The organism is Kosakonia quasisacchari, from assembly GCF_004331415.1.
Lineage (GTDB): Bacteria > Pseudomonadota > Gammaproteobacteria > Enterobacterales > Enterobacteriaceae > Kosakonia > Kosakonia quasisacchari.
The window spans coordinates 314,759-331,318 of record NZ_SJOP01000002.1; the positions used below are offsets into that span (position 1 = coordinate 314,759).

16 protein-coding genes are annotated in these 16,560 nt (G+C 57.0%); 11 read left to right on the plus strand and 5 right to left on the minus strand.

All coding sequences use genetic code 11. From position 1 onward, the window contains the following. Nucleotides 1–22: 22 nt before the first annotated feature. Nucleotides 23–940 (minus strand): ribonuclease Z, encoded by a 918-nt coding sequence (gene rnz, locus E0L21_RS03655; RefSeq protein WP_131406865.1) that lies wholly within the window; start codon nt 938–940, stop codon nt 23–25. 62 nt (nt 941–1,002) lie between these two features. On the opposite strand from rnz, the gene E0L21_RS03660 reads away from it, so the two are divergent. The 9 genes from E0L21_RS03660 to E0L21_RS03700 all read left to right on the plus strand — a co-directional run bounded on the left by E0L21_RS03660 (nt 1,003) and on the right by E0L21_RS03700 (nt 9,953). Next, complete coding sequence (locus E0L21_RS03660) at nt 1,003–1,464, plus strand: GNAT family N-acetyltransferase (protein WP_131406867.1); 462 nt, start codon at nt 1,003–1,005, stop codon at nt 1,462–1,464. A 53-nt stretch (nt 1,465–1,517) separates the two neighbouring features. Continuing rightward, a complete protein-coding gene (elaB, locus tag E0L21_RS03665; protein WP_017458585.1) occupies nt 1,518–1,823 on the plus strand; it encodes a stress response protein ElaB in 306 nt (101 codons plus the stop codon). 87 nt (nt 1,824–1,910) lie between these two features. Beyond that, nucleotides 1,911–3,206 (plus strand): isochorismate synthase MenF, encoded by a 1,296-nt coding sequence (gene menF, locus E0L21_RS03670; protein WP_131406869.1) that lies wholly within the window; start codon nt 1,911–1,913, stop codon nt 3,204–3,206. A 71-nt stretch (nt 3,207–3,277) separates the two neighbouring features. Beyond that, nucleotides 3,278–4,948 carry a 2-succinyl-5-enolpyruvyl-6-hydroxy-3-cyclohexene-1-carboxylic-acid synthase gene (gene menD, locus E0L21_RS03675; RefSeq protein ID WP_131406871.1) on the plus strand — a complete coding sequence of 557 codons (1,671 nt, stop codon included), beginning with the start codon at nt 3,278–3,280 and terminating at the stop codon, nt 4,946–4,948. Then, nucleotides 4,945–5,721 (plus strand): 2-succinyl-6-hydroxy-2,4-cyclohexadiene-1-carboxylate synthase, encoded by a 777-nt coding sequence (gene menH, locus E0L21_RS03680; RefSeq protein ID WP_131406873.1) that lies wholly within the window; start codon nt 4,945–4,947, stop codon nt 5,719–5,721. Before menD ends, menH begins: the two co-directional genes overlap by 4 nt. Next, nucleotides 5,718–6,575 carry a 1,4-dihydroxy-2-naphthoyl-CoA synthase gene (menB, locus tag E0L21_RS03685; protein WP_131406875.1) on the plus strand — a complete coding sequence of 286 codons (858 nt, stop codon included), beginning with the start codon at nt 5,718–5,720 and terminating at the stop codon, nt 6,573–6,575. The genes menH and menB overlap by 4 nt, the downstream gene beginning before the upstream one ends. Continuing rightward, nucleotides 6,575–7,540 (plus strand): o-succinylbenzoate synthase, encoded by a 966-nt coding sequence (gene menC, locus E0L21_RS03690; RefSeq protein ID WP_131406877.1) that lies wholly within the window; start codon nt 6,575–6,577, stop codon nt 7,538–7,540. Before menB ends, menC begins: the two co-directional genes overlap by 1 nt. Then, nucleotides 7,537–8,907: an o-succinylbenzoate--CoA ligase gene (gene menE, locus E0L21_RS03695; protein WP_131406879.1), complete on the plus strand. Its 1,371-nt coding sequence runs from the start codon at nt 7,537–7,539 to the stop codon at nt 8,905–8,907. Before menC ends, menE begins: the two co-directional genes overlap by 4 nt. A 113-nt stretch (nt 8,908–9,020) precedes the next feature. Further along, the gene (locus tag E0L21_RS03700; RefSeq protein WP_131406881.1) at nt 9,021–9,953 is read left to right on the plus strand and encodes an Rpn family recombination-promoting nuclease/putative transposase; all 933 of its coding nucleotides are present in this window, start codon (nt 9,021–9,023) and stop codon (nt 9,951–9,953) included. Between the two features lie 8 nt (nt 9,954–9,961). Here the strand turns inward: E0L21_RS03700 and nudI are convergent, their stop codons facing one another. After that, complete coding sequence (gene nudI, locus E0L21_RS03705; protein WP_131406883.1) at nt 9,962–10,387, minus strand: nucleoside triphosphatase NudI; 426 nt, start codon at nt 10,385–10,387, stop codon at nt 9,962–9,964. 172 nt (nt 10,388–10,559) lie between these two features. On the opposite strand from nudI, the gene E0L21_RS03710 reads away from it, so the two are divergent. Then, nucleotides 10,560–11,102 carry a YfaZ family outer membrane protein gene (locus tag E0L21_RS03710; protein ID WP_131406885.1) on the plus strand — a complete coding sequence of 181 codons (543 nt, stop codon included), beginning with the start codon at nt 10,560–10,562 and terminating at the stop codon, nt 11,100–11,102. Nucleotides 11,103–11,195: 93 nt separating this feature from the next. Further along, entirely contained in the window at nt 11,196–12,395 is a 1,200-nt protein-coding gene (locus tag E0L21_RS03715) for a nicotinamide mononucleotide deamidase-related protein YfaY (RefSeq protein WP_131406887.1), read from the plus strand. Between the two features lie 23 nt (nt 12,396–12,418). Here the strand turns inward: E0L21_RS03715 and glpC are convergent, their stop codons facing one another. The 3 genes from glpC to glpA are packed head-to-tail and all read right to left on the minus strand — an operon-like array spanning nt 12,419 to nt 16,474. Next, complete coding sequence (glpC, locus tag E0L21_RS03720) at nt 12,419–13,609, minus strand: anaerobic glycerol-3-phosphate dehydrogenase subunit GlpC (protein WP_131406889.1); 1,191 nt, start codon at nt 13,607–13,609, stop codon at nt 12,419–12,421. Further along, on the minus strand, nt 13,606–14,862 hold the full coding sequence (gene glpB / locus E0L21_RS03725; RefSeq protein ID WP_131406891.1) for a glycerol-3-phosphate dehydrogenase subunit GlpB: 1,257 nt from the start codon (nt 14,860–14,862) through the stop codon (nt 13,606–13,608). The genes glpC and glpB overlap by 4 nt, the downstream gene beginning before the upstream one ends. Then, entirely contained in the window at nt 14,852–16,474 is a 1,623-nt protein-coding gene (gene glpA / locus E0L21_RS03730; protein WP_131406893.1) for an anaerobic glycerol-3-phosphate dehydrogenase subunit A, read from the minus strand. Before glpA ends, glpB begins: the two co-directional genes overlap by 11 nt. Nucleotides 16,475–16,560 lie beyond the last annotated feature (86 nt).

Below are 16,560 nucleotides of genomic sequence, written 5' to 3' on the forward strand. Positions count from 1 at the left end.
AAATAGAGTGCCTAAATTAAAATCAAATGTGAACTACCGCAAAATCCTCTGCCAATGTCGTTTGCGAAAAGTACGTTTTACACTCGGCGAGCATCGACAGGCCGCCCTGTTCGTCATAGCGTGAACTGAGATGCGTAATCACCAACTTTTTTGCACCGGCGTCGGCGGCGAGCTGTGCAGCCTGGCGGGTTGAACTGTGTCCCCGGCTGTTCGCTTTTTCTTCCATTGCCTGCTCAAGCGTGGCTTCATGCACCAGTAAATCAACGTTTTGCGCCAGCTCCAGAGACGCTGGGCAGGGCGCGGTGTCGCCAAAAATCGCCAGTTTTTTTCCGCTTTCCGCCGGGGCAAGATAATCCGCGCCATTCACGATGCGCCCGTCAGGCAATGTAACGGTTTTGCCCTCTTTTAATTGCTGGAACAGCGGCCCAGCCGGGATACCTTGCGCTTTTAACGCCGCCGCATTCAGCGCGCCGGGTTTATCATGCTCTTCAATACGATAACCGTAGCACTCCACCGGGTGCGACAGCGGATAAGCAGTCACTTTGCGCAAACCATCCACCACCACCAGCCCCGGCGTAACTTCCTCAATAGTCAGCGGATAATCAGTCCATGAACCGCTAAGCCGCAGCGTGGTTTCCACAAACTCGCGAATACCTTTCGGACCATAAATCTGCAGTGGCTGAACATTGCCAGCCATCGAGCGGCTACACAGCAACCCAGGCAGACCGAAAAGATGATCGCCGTGCAGGTGAGTAATAAAAATTTTATCCAGTTTGCCAGGATGAAATGCGGTGTGCAGCATTTGGTGCTGTGTTCCTTCGCCACAATCAAACAGCCAAAGCCCGGCGCGGGTTGGATGTTGTAAATTGAGCAGCATCGCCGTGACATTACGCGTCCGTGTAGGTACGCCCGCAGAGGTGCCTAAGAAAATCAGTTCCACAATCTTTGCCCGAATGAAAAAGAATCTAGTATAACGAGGACACAACGAATAAGGAGAACAACATGATCCGCTGGCAGGATGTGCACCATTCCGAACTGACCGTTTCTGAGTTGTATGCGTTACTGAAATTACGCTGTGCCGTGTTTGTTGTTGAGCAGGCTTGCGCTTATCTGGATGTGGATGGTGATGACCTGGTGGGCGAGAACCGCCATATTCTCGGCTGGAAAGGTGACGAACTGGTGGCGTATGCGAGGATTCTGAAAAGTGATGATGATCTCTCGCCGGTGGCTATCGGTCGGGTGATTGTCAGTGCGCAGGTTCGCGGTGAAAAACTGGGCTATCAGCTGATGAAACGTGCGGTGCTTTCCTGCGAGCAACACTGGCCGCAACACGCGCTATACTTGGGCGCGCAGGCGCATCTGCAATCCTTCTATGCGCATTTTGGTTTTCGACCGGTGACCGATGTGTACGACGAAGATGGTATTGCGCATATCGGGATGGCGCGCGAGATCCGCCAGGCGTAACCGGCAGCCTTTGTCTATAGTTAGCGGACAGGTGCATAACATGGAGACAACAGATGGCATATCATTCTTATGAATCACATATTGATGACGACCTGACCCTGCTGAGCGAAACGCTGGAAGAAATTCTCCGCTCATCGGGCGACCCCGCAGATCAAAAGTACATTGAGTTGAAGGCCCGTGCCGAACAGGCGCTGCATGAAGTGAAAAATCGCGTCAGCAGTGCATCGGATACGTACTACTACCGTGCGAAAAAAGCCGTCTATCGTGCAGACGACTATGTGCATGAAAAACCGTGGCAGGGCATTGGTGCCGGTGCCGCAGTTGGCCTGGTGCTCGGTCTGCTGTTAGCCCGCCGCTAACGTTTCACTTCCCCTCCCTGGAAGGGGGTACTGTTATTACGCTAAGTACCCCGTATACTATGTGGTTTTTAACAGGGAGGGGCTCGCGTGTACTCCATTTCCTCGGCGCTTTCACACTTACACCGCTGCCTGATCGACGATATTCCCCGGTCGTCAGGATTTTGCTTTTTTGATGCGCCTTTCCCGTTAAACGACGCTTTTGACCCCCTGACCTGGCTCGCCAGTCAGCGCGTCTGGCCGCAATTTTACTGGCAGCAACGTAACGGCGATGACGAAGCCGCCGCGCTGGGTGCATTGTGCCGTTTCTCTTCTTTACCCCTGGCTCAACAGTTCCTTCAGCATTGCGCCGAAGATGTGCGCATCTGGGGGCTTAATGCGTTTGATCCCACGCAGGGTGAACTGTTTTTACCGCGCCTGGAGTGGCGGCGGGAAGGTGGTCATGCCTTTCTGCGCGTGTATATTTTCAGCGAGACTTCCCTGCATGACGACGCGCAGCGCGCGCTCACGTTTCTTTCGGCGCTGGTGGAATCGACACCGTTGCAAAACGTACAGCAAACGTGCCTTGAGCAACATCACATCCCCGGGCGCGATGGCTGGCGAACGCTGATTGCGCAGGCGTTACAAACGCTGGAAAGCGGTGAGCTGGATAAAGTCGTACTGGCCCGCGCAACGGATTACCATTTTGCCAGCGCGGTGGACGCCGCCGCGCTGATGGCCGCCAGCCGTCGCCTCAATCACCACTGTTTTCATTTCATGATGGCGTTTAATGCGCAAGCGGCCTTTTTAGGCTCAACGCCGGAACGGCTGTGGCGTCGCCGTGGTAGCGCCTTGCGTACTGAAGCGCTGGCCGGAACGGTCGCTAATCATGAAGATGACCAGCAGGCGCAACAACTCGCCGACTGGTTAATGGCGGATGATAAAAACCAGCGTGAAAATATGCTGGTAGTGGAAGATATCTGCCAGCGTTTGCAGCAGCAAACCGGTGCGCTGGAGGTGCTGCCACCGAAAGTGGTCCGGCTGCGTAAAGTCCAGCATCTTCGCCGCTGTATCTGGACGGTTCTGCAAACGCCGGATGACGCGCTCTGCCTGCAGATGCTCCAGCCGACAGCAGCAGTTGCAGGATTGCCACGCCGTGAGGCGCGGGCATTTATTCAGCGCCATGAGCCTTTCCAGCGCGAGTGGTATGCCGGTTCGGCGGGTTATCTTTCGCGGCAACAGAGTGAGTTCTGCGTTGCCCTGCGTTCGGCAAAAATTGACGGCAATACCGTACGTCTTTACGCCGGTGCGGGCATTGTTTCCGGTTCAGACGCGGAGCAAGAGTGGCAGGAAATTGAGAACAAAGCGGCGGGATTGCGATCATTATTACAACTTAGTCACGCATAACCGACTCATATCAAAAATACATAGTTTCTGATTACTTATACTAAGCCGTAATATTGATACCGGACAAATTCATGTCGATAAGCTCATTTAACCGACGCTGGGCGGCGGTGATCCTCGAAGCCCTTACCCGTCACGGCGTCAGGCATGTGTGTATTGCCCCCGGATCCCGTTCCACCCCATTAACGCTGGCCGCAGCGGAAAATCACGCCTTTATTCACCACACCCATTTTGATGAGCGTGGTTTAGGCCACCTTGCGCTGGGGCTGGCAAAGGCCAGCAATGAGCCGGTGGCGGTGATCGTGACATCCGGCACGGCGGTGGCGAATCTTTACCCTGCGCTAATTGAGGCCGGGCTGACAGGCGAAAAACTGGTGTTGCTGACGGCGGACCGACCGCCAGAGCTGATTGATTGCGGCGCCAATCAGGCGATTCGCCAGCCGGGCATGTTTGCCACACATCCCACTGAATCTCTTGCGCTCCCGCGCCCGTCGCAGGACATTCCTGCGCGCTGGTTGGTTTCCACCCTTGATAACCTGTTGGGTTCGTTACAGGGCGGAGCGGTACACATTAACTGCCCGTTTGCCGAGCCGCTGTATGGCGAAATGGATGATACCGGTCTTGCCTGGCAACTGGCGCTGGGTGACTGGTGGCAGGCTGACACGCCATGGCTGTGCGCACCGAATAGGGTGAACAGCGAAACGCAGCGGGACTGGTTTTTCTGGCGACAAAAACGCGGTGTGATCGTGGCTGGCCGCATGAGCGCGGCTGAAGGTCGCCAACTGGCTGAATGGGCGAAAACCCTCGGCTGGCCGCTGATTGGCGATGCGCTTTCTCAGACTGGACAGCCGCTGCCGTGTGCCGATCTCTGGCTCGGCAATGGCCAGGCAGTAGCCGAGCTAAACCAGGCGCAGATTGTGTTGCAATTTGGCAGCAGCCTGACCGGTAAACGTCTGTTGCAGTGGCAGGCGACCTGCGAACCGGAAGAGTACTGGCTGATCGATCGCCTGCAAGGGCGGCTCGATCCGGCCCATCATCGCGGGCGTCGGTTAGTTTCCAGCGTGGCCGACTGGCTGGAGCAGCATCCGGCTGAGCCGCGTGCACCGTGGTGCGAGGCAATCCCACACCTTTCAGCGCAGGCCTGGGAAACCGTTTGTGCGAAGCGTGATATTTTTGGCGAGGCACAGCTGGCACACCGCATTGCGGATTATTTGCCAGAGCAAGGTCAACTTTTTCTCGGCAACAGTCTGGTCGTACGGCTGGTCGATGCGCTGGGGCAGCTCCCGGCGGGATACCCGGTTTACAGTAATCGTGGCGCAAGCGGTATCGATGGTTTGCTTTCAACGGCGGCGGGCGTTCAGCGCGCCACCGCGCGACCTACGCTTGCGATTGTTGGCGATCTCTCCGCACTTTACGATCTCAATGCGCTGGCGCTGTTGCGGCAGGCTTCTGCGCCGTTCGTCCTGCTGGTGGTGAATAACAATGGCGGGCAAATTTTCTCGTTACTGCCAACGCCGCCCGCCGAGCGCGAGCAGTTTTATTTGATGCCGCAGAATGTCCACTTTTCGCATGCGGCGGCAATGTTTAGCCTTGCTTACCATCAGCCGGAGAATTGGGCTGAGCTTGAGCTGGCACTGGAAGGCGCCTGGCGTAAACCCGGTGCGACGGTGATTGAACTGGTGGTGAACGAGACAGACGGTGCGCGGACATTACAAACGCTGCTGGCACAGGTGAGCCAGCTGTGATCCTGCACGGTCAAACCTTTGGTGGGCACCAACCGCAACCGTGGCTGGTGTTTCTGCACGGTTTTTCCGGCGATAACCGTGAGTGGCAGCAGGTCGGCGCAGCACTGAGTGATTTCCCGCGCGTGTACCTCGATCTACCCGGACATGGCGGTTCAGCCAATATTGGCGTTGCTTCTTTTGATGAGATGGATGCACTGCTGCGCATCACCCTTGCGCACTACAACGTACGCAACTACTGGCTGGTGGGGTATTCGCTCGGTGGGCGCGTGGCGATGTATCACGCCTGCCAACATCCTGCCGGGCTGTGCGGCCTGGTGGTTGAAGGTGGTCATCCAGGGCTGACATCCGCTGACGATCGCGCACAGCGACTGCGTAATGATCAGCAATGGGCCACGCGTTTTCGCCAGCAGCCGCTGAGTGACGTGTTTGACGCCTGGTACCGGCAACCCGTTTTTGCCACGCTGAGCGAATCGCAACGGGCGGCGCTGGTCGCAAAACGTGGCGAGAACAACGGTGCAACGCTCGCGGCGATGCTGGAGGCGACCTCGTTGTCCTGCCAGCCCGATTTGCGCGCCGCACTTCAGACACTTTCTGTGCCGATTCATTATTTATACGGTGAACATGACAGCAAATTTCAGGCGCTGGCGACGCAAGTCTCCCGCCACTGTCACGCCATTCCTGCCGCCGGGCACAACGCGCACCGGGAAAATCCCGCTGCCGTTATTGCTGCCCTGGCGCGTATTCTGCGTCTTGAGACAAAGGACACACTATGATCCACCCAGATGAAAACATGCTTTATGCGCCGGTTGAATGGCGTGACTGTTCTGAAGGTTACACCGATATCCGTTATCAGAAATCGGCCGATGGTATTGCCAAAATCACCATTAACCGCCCGCAGGTGCGCAACGCGTTCCGTCCGCTGACGGTAAAAGAGATGATTCAGGCCATGGCTGACGCGCGTTATGACGACAATGTCGGGGTCATTATTTTGACCGGTGAAGGGGATAAAGCGTTCTGTTCCGGTGGCGATCAAAAAGTGCGTGGCGATTACGGCGGTTACCAGGATGACTCTGGTGTACACCATCTCAACGTGCTGGACTTCCAGCGCCAAATTCGCACCTGCCCGAAACCGGTGGTGGCGATGGTGGCAGGTTACTCCATCGGCGGCGGTCACGTGCTGCACATGATGTGCGATTTGACTATTGCGGCGGAAAACGCCATTTTCGGCCAGACCGGCCCGAAAGTCGGCTCCTTCGATGGTGGCTGGGGGGCGTCTTACATGGCGCGCATCGTTGGGCAGAAAAAAGCCCGTGAAATCTGGTTCCTCTGTCGCCAGTACGACGCCAAACAGGCGCTGGATATGGGGCTGGTCAACACCGTTGTGCCGGTTGCCGATCTTGAGAAAGAGACCGTGCGCTGGTGTCGCGAAATGCTGCAAAACAGCCCAATGGCACTGCGCTGCCTGAAAGCTGCGCTGAACGCCGATTGCGATGGTCAGGCGGGTTTGCAGGAGCTGGCGGGTAACGCCACCATGCTGTTCTACATGACTGAAGAAGGGCAGGAAGGCCGCAATGCGTTTAACGAAAAACGCCAGCCTGATTTCAGCAAATTCAAACGGAACCCATAATGCGACAGGCGCAGGTTTACCGCTGGCAAATCCCGCTTGATGCGGGGGTGGTGCTGCGTGAGCGCCGCCTGAAAACACGTGATGGGTTGTTCGTTCATCTCAAAGAGGGTGAGCGCGAAGGCTGGGGGGAAATTTCTCCTCTGCCGGGCTTTAGCCAGGAAACACTGGATGACGTTCAACCCGTTGTGATGGCGTGGGCGAATAACTGGCGCGACGGTGCGCAGCCCCCGTTGCCGGACGAGCCTTCGGCGGCATTTGGTTTGAGCTGCGCGCTGGCTGAGCTTAGCGATACGTTGCCGCAAGCGGCGGATTACCGCGCCGCGATGCTGTGTAGCGGTGACCCGGATGAGCTGTTCGCCGCGCTTGCTGCTCTTCCGGGTGAAAAGCTGGCGAAAGTGAAAGTGGGGCTGTATGAAGCGGTGCGTGACGGCATGGTGGTCAACTTGCTGCTGGAGTCGATTCCCGATCTCCATTTGCGCCTGGATGCCAACCGTGCCTGGACGCCGCTGAAAGCGCAACAGTTCGCGAAGTATGTCAATCCGGCTTATCGCTCGCGCATTGCGTTTCTTGAAGAACCCTGCAAGACGCGCGAAGAATCACTGGCGTTTGCCCGCGAGACCGGCATTACCCTCGCCTGGGATGAAAGCCTGCGTAACGCGGACTTTCGTTTTGAGCCGCAAGCAGGTGTTGGCGCCGTGGTGATTAAACCGATGCTGACCGGCAGTTTGCAGAAAGTGCAACAGCAAGTCGCAACGGCTAAAGCGCTGGGGCTGACGACCGTTATCAGTTCGTCAATCGAATCGAGCCTTGGGTTGACGCAACTGGCGCGTATCGCCGCCTGGCTGACGCCGGGAACGGTGCCCGGTCTCGATACGCTGCAATTAATGCAAACGCAGCTGCTCCGTTGCTGGCCGGAGAGTGATTTACCCTGCTTGCAGCTTGATGCGCTGGAACCATTACTATGATTTTTCCCGACTGGCCATGGCGTCACTGGCGCAAGGTATGTGGCGAACAGGCCGCAATTCGTCTTGAGCAGCAAAGCCTTAACTGGCGTGAGCTCTGTGCGCGTATTGATAGGCTGGCCAGTGGGTTTGCCCGCCAGGGTGTGCAGTCGGGCGACGGCGTCATGCTACGCGCGCGCAACCAGCCAGAGACGCTGCTGGCGTGGCTGGCGCTGTTGCAATGCGGTGCGCGGGTTTTACCGCTGAACCCGCAGTTACCCGCCACGCAACTGGAGGCGCTGTTGCCACAGTTGACGCTGCGTTTCGCGCTCGATCTGGAGTCTGATGTGACGTATGCCAGCTTAACATCACTGGTGGTAAGCGAGTCTGGCGATGATTACGCCGTTGACTGGCAGCCACAGCGGCTGGCGTCGATGACCCTGACTTCCGGCTCGACCGGGCTGCCGAAGGCCGCAGTGCATACTTGTGCTGCGCATCTTGCCAGCGCGCAGGGTGTGCTGGCGTTAATCCCGTTTACTGCGAAAGACGACTGGCTACTCTCGTTGCCGCTGTTTCATGTTTCCGGGCAGGGGATTTTGTGGCGCTGGCTGCTGGCCGGCGCGCGGATCACCGTGCGGCAAAAAGCACCGCTGGAGCAGGCGCTGGCCGGGTGCAGCCACGCCTCGCTGGTTCCGACTCAACTCTGGCGCTTGTTGAATGACAATGTACCGGTCTCGCTGAAGGCAGTGTTATTGGGCGGTGCGGCGATCCCCGTAGAACTCACGCAGCAGGCACGCGAGCGCGGGATCCGCAGTTGGTGCGGTTATGGTTTAACCGAGTTTGCCTCGACGGTGTGTGCGAAAGAAGCAGACGGCAAGCCTGATGTCGGTTACGCCCTGCCAGGGCGTGAAGTGAAAATCGTCGGTGAAGAAGTTTGGCTGCGCGCCGCCAGCATGGCTTCCGGCTACTGGTACAACGGAGAACTGCTCCCGCTGGTGAACAGCGAAGGCTGGTTTGCCACGCGCGATCGCGGCGAGCTGAATGATGGCTGCCTGACTATTCACGGCCGTCTGGATAATCTTTTTTTCAGCGGCGGGGAAGGTATCCAGCCAGAAGAAGTTGAGCGCATTATTGCCCGCCACCCTCAGGTGCAGCAGGTGCTGGTGGTACCGGTGGACGACGCCGAATTTGGGCAGCGTCCAGTGGCGGTGGTGGAGTGCACAGGCGATATTAATGCTGATGACCTGAGTCAATGGGTTGCCGATAAACTGGCCCGATTCCAGCAGCCAGTGCGTTGGCTGATGTTGCCCTCAGCGCTTAAAAATGGCGGTATTAAAATCTCCCGCCGCGCTGTTCAGCAGTGGGTTAGCACCCTTCACAGCAACACGTAAAAACAGCAGCAGGGCTATTTTTGCGAGCCTTCACGACAAACTGACTGAGCGATAAAACCTCTTCCGACAAGTGTGTTAGTTTGCGCCCTGGCTTCTGAAACGCAGGGATAGCGATGCCGCATTCATCTTCTTCTACACCGCATGATGCGGTGTTTCGTAAATTATTATCGCACGCGCAAACCGCTCGTGATTTTTTCGACATTCATCTGCCAGAGCACTTGATTGCACTCTGTGATCTCTCCACGCTTCAACTGGAATCTGGCAGTTTTGTTGAGGAAGACCTGCGATATTGCTACTCCGATATTCTTTACTCGCTGAAAACGCGCGCGGGCGACGGGTACCTTTATGCTTTGATTGAACACCAACGTTCGCCGGATAAAAATATGGCCTTTCGCCTGATGCGCTATGCCATTGCTGCGATGCAGCGTCATCTTGATAAAGGGCATGGTGAATTGCCAATGGTTATCCCGATGCTTTTTTATCATGGACGTGTCACACCGTATCCGTGGTCGCTACGCTGGCTGGATGCCTTTCAGCTGCCACTGCAGGCGGAAAAGCTCTACACCAACGCGTTTCCACTGGTGGATATCACCCAACTTCCCGATGCTGAAATTGTGCAGCATCGACGTATTGCCATGCTTGAACTGTTACAAAAACATGTTCGGCAACGCAATATGCTGGAGTTTCAGGAGCAACTGGTCAGCCTACTGGCGCTGGGCTACACTGGCGGCGAACAGTTGAAGACGTTGCTGCATTATTTGTTGAAAGCGGGGCATACCGCCGATCCGGCAGCGTTTCTCACCGCCATTGCCAGCAGAACCACGGATCACCAGCAAAAGGAGGCGTTAATGAACATTGCACAATTTCTTCGCGAAGAAGGCATGACGTTTGGCCTGAAAAAAGGATTGGCGCAGGGGCGCGCCGAAGGAGTTCAACAAGAAGCGCTACGCATTGCTAAAGTGATGCTGGAAAAAGGAATGGCGCCCGATGTCGTGGCAACATTAACCGGGCTACCTGCGGAAGTGGTGGAAAAGGTCAGCCACTGAGCGCACTTTCAGAGCACCCCTTTCATCCTTAGCGTATTGCGGGTCGCATCGTTCAGATCGTAGTGGTGCAGATCCGCTGGCATCACCCACGCGTAATCCTGAAATTCGTCATTGATGCTGACTTCGCGATTGACGCTGATGCAATCAAAAATCAAGTAAATCATATAGATTTGCTCTTTGCTGCCGTCGGCGTAAGTTTTCACCCGGATATCATCGCGAAACGTCCACGGCGTGATTTCGCTCAGTTCCAGCTTGTCACCCAGTTCCTCGCGGATCTCCCGGCGCAGTGCCTCTTCAATCCGCTCGCCCGGCTCCACACCGCCGCCGGATAATGCCCATTGGCCGGGGAAAACGCCGCGATCGTCGGCCATTTTACACAGCAAATAGGCGCCGTCGTTTTGAATCAGTGGGCACACAATCGTCCGTTGTCGCATGGTTAATTCCTTTAGAGGGATAAACAGAACGCGCAATGTTAACGCAAGCGCTGATGTCGAAAAATTGACCCCGTCTATATTTCCTGACCTTTTTATTCATTCTTCTGACAGAAAAATAGGCGTACAATCAGAGGCTTTTGGGCATCAGGCCCGTTATGTGCGGAAATCAAAAATGAAGAAAGTTGCTTTATTAGGTTTAGCCAGCGTATTGCTGGCCTCTGCTGGGGCGCAGGCCGTGAGTCTGAACGGTCAGATTGGGAAAGATTACACCAACTTTGGTTTCGGTTTGGGTACCGAAACCAGCGGCATCGCCGTGAGCGGTAACTGGGCGCACAGTGAAGATGATGGTGATATCGCTGGCCTGGGGCTCGGTTACAACATCCCCCTTGGTCCGTTCCTTGCGACCGTCGGCGGGAAAGGTATTTATCTGAATCCGGACGTGGGCAGCGAAGGTTATGCTGTTGCCGTTGGTGGCGGGTTGCAGTGGAAAATTGCCAGCAGCTTTAGCATTTTCGGCGAGTACTACTACTCACCGGATTCCCTCTCCAGCGGCGTGAAAGAGTACCAGGAAGCGAACGCCGGTGCGCGTTACACCATTATGCGCCCGCTGACGGTTGAGGCCGGTTATCGCTACATCGACATGACCGGTAAAGAAGGACGTCGCGACAACGCCGTGGCTGACGGCCCGTATGTCGGCGTCAGCGCCAGCTTCTAATCCTCTGGCGCGGCATCTGTCCGCGCCCGTTTGTCTCCGTTTTTCCTCTGCGCATGCGCTATAGTGTTTCAACCTCGATTGCAGGAGCTAACGATGTTAAATGTGGAGATGTTATCGACCGGCGATGAAGTGCTGCATGGCCAGATTGTGGATACCAATGCGGCCTGGCTGGCTGACTTTTTCTTTAACCAGGGATTGCCCCTCACGCGCCGTAACACCGTGGGCGATAACCTTGATGATCTGGTCGCTATCCTGCGTGAACGTAGCGAGCACGCGGATGTGCTGATTGTGAATGGCGGACTGGGGCCGACCAGTGACGATCTCAGCGCGCTGGCGGCGGCGACCGCCAAAGGTGAAGCGCTGGTGCTACATGAAGCATGGCTGGCACAGATGGAACGTTTCTTTACCGAACGTGGCCGCGTGATGGCACCAAGTAACCGCAAACAGGCCGAGATCCCGGCCAGCGCCGAACTGGTGGATAACCCGGTCGGTACCGCCTGTGGTTTTGCCCTGCAACTTAACCGTTGTCTGATGTTCTTCACGCCGGGTGTCCCGTCGGAATTTAAAGTGATGGTGGAACAAGAAATTCTGCCGCGCCTGCGCGCACGCTTTACCTTACCTGAGCCGCCGGTTTGCCTGCGTTTAACCACTTTCGGGCGCTCAGAGAGCGATCTGGCGCAAAGCCTGCAACACCTTGAACTGCCGTCAGGCGTGGTGATGGGTTACCGCTCATCCATGCCGATTATCGAATTGAAACTGACCGGGCCGGCAGAGCATCGTGCCGCGATGGAAGCGCTGTGGCCGGAAGTGAAACGTGTTGCCGGTGAAAGTTTGATTTTTGAAGGCACAGACGGTTTACCGGCGGCGCTTGCCGCGAGCCTGCGGGAACGCCAACTGAGCCTGACGTTGAGCGAACAGTTCACCGGCGGTCTGGTTGCGTTGCAGCTTTCCCGCGCCGGAGCGCCACTGCTGGCCAGTGAAGTATTGCCGTCGCAAGCGGAAGCGCTGGCGCAAAGCGCCCGCTGGACCACCGAGTTGCGCAATCGCCATCTCGCCGGGCTGGCGCTGACGGTGACAGGTCTTGAAGAGGATCATCTCAACTTCGCGCTGGCGACGCCGGAAGGCACCCGCGCGCTGCGGGTGAAATTCAACACCAACCGCCACGGGCTGGTGGTGCGCCAGGAAGTGTGCGCCATGATGGCGCTGAATATTCTGCGCCGCTGGCTGGCGGGCAAAGACATTGCCAGCGATCACGGTTGGATCAATGTGGTGGAAACGCTGTCGGTAGAGTAATCGCTGAGGGTAACGGCGTGCCGTTACCCTAATGCGTTTGCCAGTAGCGTAATGGGATGTTCACAGCGTTTGCTGGTGGACATCTCAATTTGCCACTTGCAGGTTTCGCAATCCGTCACCACCAGATCTGCGCCACTGGCTTCAATTTGCTCAAATAACGGCGCGCCAATCGCCTGCGATGTTGGGTAGTTTTCGCTTTTAAACCCATAGGTTCCGGCGATCCCGCAGCAGCGTGAATCCAGCACCGTTAGCTCAAGCCCTGGAATGCGTCGCAGCAATTCCAGCGTGTAGTGCGTCCAGCCCATTTTTTCCATATGACACGGCGTGTGGTAGACCACCTTCAGCGGGGTTTCTCTCAGTTGCAGCGAGCGACCTTCGTCAAGCATGCGCCAGATCCAGCGCGTGGCTAAATCAATATGCGCGCGCAGATGGCTGTTATCCACATCCAGCAGGTGAGGATATTCGTCGCGCAGCGTAAAAGCGCAGGTGGAAGAGGTGGCAATAACCGGCAGCCCATCTGAGCCGATAGCCTGCTCCAGTGAGCGCACATTAAACTGCGCCTGTTTTTTCGCTTTATCGAAAAAACCATTCGCAATCAGCGGCACGCCGCAGCACTTTTCCCGTTGCAACAACTGTACGCCAGTCCCCATATGGTTCAGCACGCGGATCAGGTCTTTACCCAACTGTGGATGGTTGTAATTCACGTAGCAACCGTGGAAAAACGCCACCTGTTGAGCAAATGTCTGTTGCTGTGCGGCAATGCTGCGATACCAGCGGCGAAATGTGCCGCTGGAATATTTTGGCAACGTGCGGTGGTGGTCGATTTTTAATGCGGTATCCAGCAACTGGCGCACGGGTTTGAGTGATGTTGCCGCATTGACCAACGGTGCCATCGGTGTCGACAGCGTACCCATCAAGTCGGTGTGACTGAGAATGGCATTGCGTATCGAGAGTTTTTTCGGCGCGTACTGGGCACGGGCGCGCTGAATAATATCGCCAATTTTCACCCCGGACGGACAGGCGGTTTCGCAGCGTTTACAGTTGGTGCAGTACTTCAGCGCATCATCATACAGCGCAGCGTCTTTTAGCCGTAGACGCTCGCCATCAGGGCCTGCCTGTTTCGGGCCGGGGTAAGCGGGATTTACGCGGCTGACCGGGCAGGCGGTGGTGCAAACGGTACATTTAATGCAGCTTTCAAATTGCGTATTGTTCATTGTTCGCCTCCCTGTGCGCTAATTTGCTGTGCGGCATGCAGCGCGGTAACGACGCAAACGCCGCCGCCGCATCCCTGGGCAATGGCATCAAAACCGCCCAGCACGGAACCAATCACATAGAGATTGTTCACGGCGTTGCCCTGGCGCAAGCCGTGTAGTTGCGCGTCAGTCCGCACACCAAACTGCTGCCACGGCTGGCTGTCGAATACATCGTCGCGATACCAGTCCTGACGCTGTGCGCTTTGCAGTACGTCGAGATCAAACACGGTTTCCCGCACGCGATCGCGCCCGGCAATCAGCCCGTTACTGAAAAAGCTGCCGCTGGCGAGCACTACATTGCGCGCGCGCAGCGGGATATCTTCATGTTTCCGCGTCCACACTTGTGTTACACGCTGGTCGGCGAGATCGGCACGCAGCACGTCGTCTCCCGGCATCCAGCTACCGCCGCTGCGTATAAACGCTTGTTGCAGCAACAATTGCATACGCATTCCCGGTACGGAAGGCGGCAGCGTGGGCAGCAGACGCAGCGGGCAGGCCAGTTGCTGATTAAGGCGCGTAAAGACACTGTTGTCCGTCAAGCCAAAACAGGCGGGCAGATAGAGCATCGCGTACTGCTGGCTTAGCGGCAGCAGCGCTTCGTACAGCGCGTTATAGTGCTCGGGCGCGTCCAGCAGGCGGGCGATATTCACTGCACGAAATTCGCTGGGGTTGTCGCGTAGCCGATCAAGCAGCGGCAACTCAATCTCTTCCGCCTGCGCGTTAACACCGCGTTTACGCAGCGCACCAGCCGCAAGCTGCGGCTGGAAATCGAGAAAACCGCTGATACCGACGACGCCCGTATTCTGGTTGGTTTCTGATTTTACTGGCACTTCCAGAGGGCTAAGCCAGGCGGTGCGGAATGTACCAAGCGGCGTCACGCGCTGGTGCGGCGTATCAACATCGCCCTGTAACGCCAGCCCACAATCTGCCAGCAGCGTCTGCGCCTGGCCGGCGAAGTGGCGAACCTGTTCTGCGCCGAGCCGGGCGTACGGGTGAGCGGCATGATGGCATTGAAGTTCCTTGATGGCGCTATCAAGCGCGTCGATGGGCTGACCATCGGGTAAATGCGAAAGCAAATCCAGCGAGCCGGAAGAGAAGCTCAAGGCACTCTGACCACGGCTGACAATGGCACAGCGCTGACCGCTTTGCGCAAGGCGAATCCCGCACACTAAACCGGCCAGCCCGCCACCGATAATGACCGTATCAAATCTCATTTTCCGCCTCCTTTTCCAGCCCGCACAATCCCTGATAGACCCAGCGTGTGAATTCGCTTTCACGCAGCGCATCGCCCCAGGCGACAGGTTTAACGCCTTTCCAGCGCTCATTAAGAAAACCGGCCAGTTGCTGCAGAGATTCACTTTCGGTAGTGACATGCATGTGGTTAAGCAATCCGGCAGCGCGGCAGGCGCACAGCTCGCCCTGGCAAGTGCCCATCCCGACGCGCGTGCGGCGGCGCAGATCGAGCAGCGAGTGGACATTCAGGTTTTCGACCGCATACTGCACTTCCCCGGCGGTAACCGCTTCACACTCGCAAACCAGGCTGCGGTTATGTCTGTCGCTGCCAAGCCAGGCTGGTGTGCGGTCGCCGTGGCGATAGACCGCCGATCCACGCAGCGGCGTCGGCAGAGAAATAATTTTTTTGAGCGCCAGTTCGGTCGGCTCGCGGGAACCGGGAAGCGGCGCGGTGGCGGTGGTGCAAGGAGTATGATGATTCAGCTTGCGGCAGACGGCATCCGTCGCCCATTCGGCCATCAGCCGGTAAGTCATCAGCTTGCCACCGGTGATAGTGATAAAACCTTCCAGCCCGTCGCGCTGTGCATGGTCCAGCAACACAATTCCCCGGCTGACATTGCGCCCGCTCGGGTCATCATCGCTGGCGACCAGCGGCCTCACACCGGCGTAAGCACGCAGGATGCGCGTTTTTGCCATTACCGGTGCCAGTTTTTCCCCTTCACGCAGCAGAATATCCACTTCGTCAGGCGTTACACGCAGGTCATCGATATCAGCGTAATCAATGTGTGTTGAGGTGGTGCCAATCAGTGAGATGGTGTCGCCAGGCACCAGAATATCGGCATCGGCGGGTTTGCGGCAGCGGTTGATGACGTGCTGGTTAATGCGGTGATCAAGGATAAGCAGCGCACCTTTCGCCGGGAACATGCGGATCGTCAGGTCGGCATATTCGGCAATCCGCTGCCCCCAGATCCCGGCGGCATTCACCACCACAGGCGCATGCAATTCTTGTGTTTCTCCACTGGCGGGATGATAAAGGCGCACACCGCTTACGGTGTCGCCGTGGCGGATAAGCCCGCAGACTTCGTGGCCGGTGAGGATTTTTGCGCCGTGTTCACGTGCGTCCAGCATATTGCTGGCGGTGAGGCGAAAAGGATCCACTGTGCCGTCCGGCACGCGCACTGCGCCAATCAGCGCTGGATTGACGCTTGGTTCCATGCGCAGCGCCTCCTGCGGTGACATGGCCTGCGCCGGTATCCCCGCTTGTAGACAGGCGTCAATAAACTGGCGTTGATACACCAGGTCATCTTCCGGCAGGGTAATAAACAGGCCGTCTGTCGGTTCGATACAGTGGCGGGCGATGCGTTTGAGGATCTGGTTTTCGGCAATACATTCACGCGCTGATTCGTTATCGGTCACCGCGTAACGCGCACCGCTGTGCAGCAAGCCGTGGTTACGGCCGGTCGCGCCGGTGGCGATATCGTGGCGTTCAAGCAGCACCACGCGCAGGCCGCGCAGGGCGCAGTCGCGTGCGATGCCTGCGCCGGTCGCGCCGCCGCCGATAATAATCACATCGTAGTCACTGGAGTTGCGCATGTTCGCGTCCTTCTGGTCGACGTTCCTTAGCAATCATTTAGCCATACTATGATTGTGGTTTGTTTGATATCGCGCATATTCGAGCA

Bases quoted from the DNA above. Each gene is read 5' to 3' on its own strand.
- E0L21_RS03660 (WP_131406867.1), top strand. From the start codon at position 1,003: ATGATCCGCTGGCAGGATGTGCACCATTCCGAACTGACCGTTTCTGAG.
- elaB (WP_017458585.1), top strand. From the start codon at position 1,518: ATGGCATATCATTCTTATGAATCACATATTGATGACGACCTGACCCTG.
- menD (WP_131406871.1), top strand. From the start codon at position 3,278: ATGTCGATAAGCTCATTTAACCGACGCTGGGCGGCGGTGATCCTCGAA.
- menB (WP_131406875.1), top strand. From the start codon at position 5,718: ATGATCCACCCAGATGAAAACATGCTTTATGCGCCGGTTGAATGGCGT.
- menC (WP_131406877.1), top strand. From the start codon at position 6,575: ATGCGACAGGCGCAGGTTTACCGCTGGCAAATCCCGCTTGATGCGGGG.
- menE (WP_131406879.1), top strand. From the start codon at position 7,537: ATGATTTTTCCCGACTGGCCATGGCGTCACTGGCGCAAGGTATGTGGC.
- E0L21_RS03700 (WP_131406881.1), top strand. From the start codon at position 9,021: ATGCCGCATTCATCTTCTTCTACACCGCATGATGCGGTGTTTCGTAAA.
- nudI (WP_131406883.1), bottom strand. From the start codon at position 10,387: ATGCGACAACGGACGATTGTGTGCCCACTGATTCAAAACGACGGCGCC.
- E0L21_RS03710 (WP_131406885.1), top strand. From the start codon at position 10,560: ATGAAGAAAGTTGCTTTATTAGGTTTAGCCAGCGTATTGCTGGCCTCT.
- E0L21_RS03715 (WP_131406887.1), top strand. From the start codon at position 11,196: ATGTTAAATGTGGAGATGTTATCGACCGGCGATGAAGTGCTGCATGGC.
- glpC (WP_131406889.1), bottom strand. From the start codon at position 13,609: ATGAACAATACGCAATTTGAAAGCTGCATTAAATGTACCGTTTGCACC.
- glpB (WP_131406891.1), bottom strand. From the start codon at position 14,862: ATGAGATTTGATACGGTCATTATCGGTGGCGGGCTGGCCGGTTTAGTG.
- glpA (WP_131406893.1), bottom strand. From the start codon at position 16,474: ATGCGCAACTCCAGTGACTACGATGTGATTATTATCGGCGGCGGCGCG.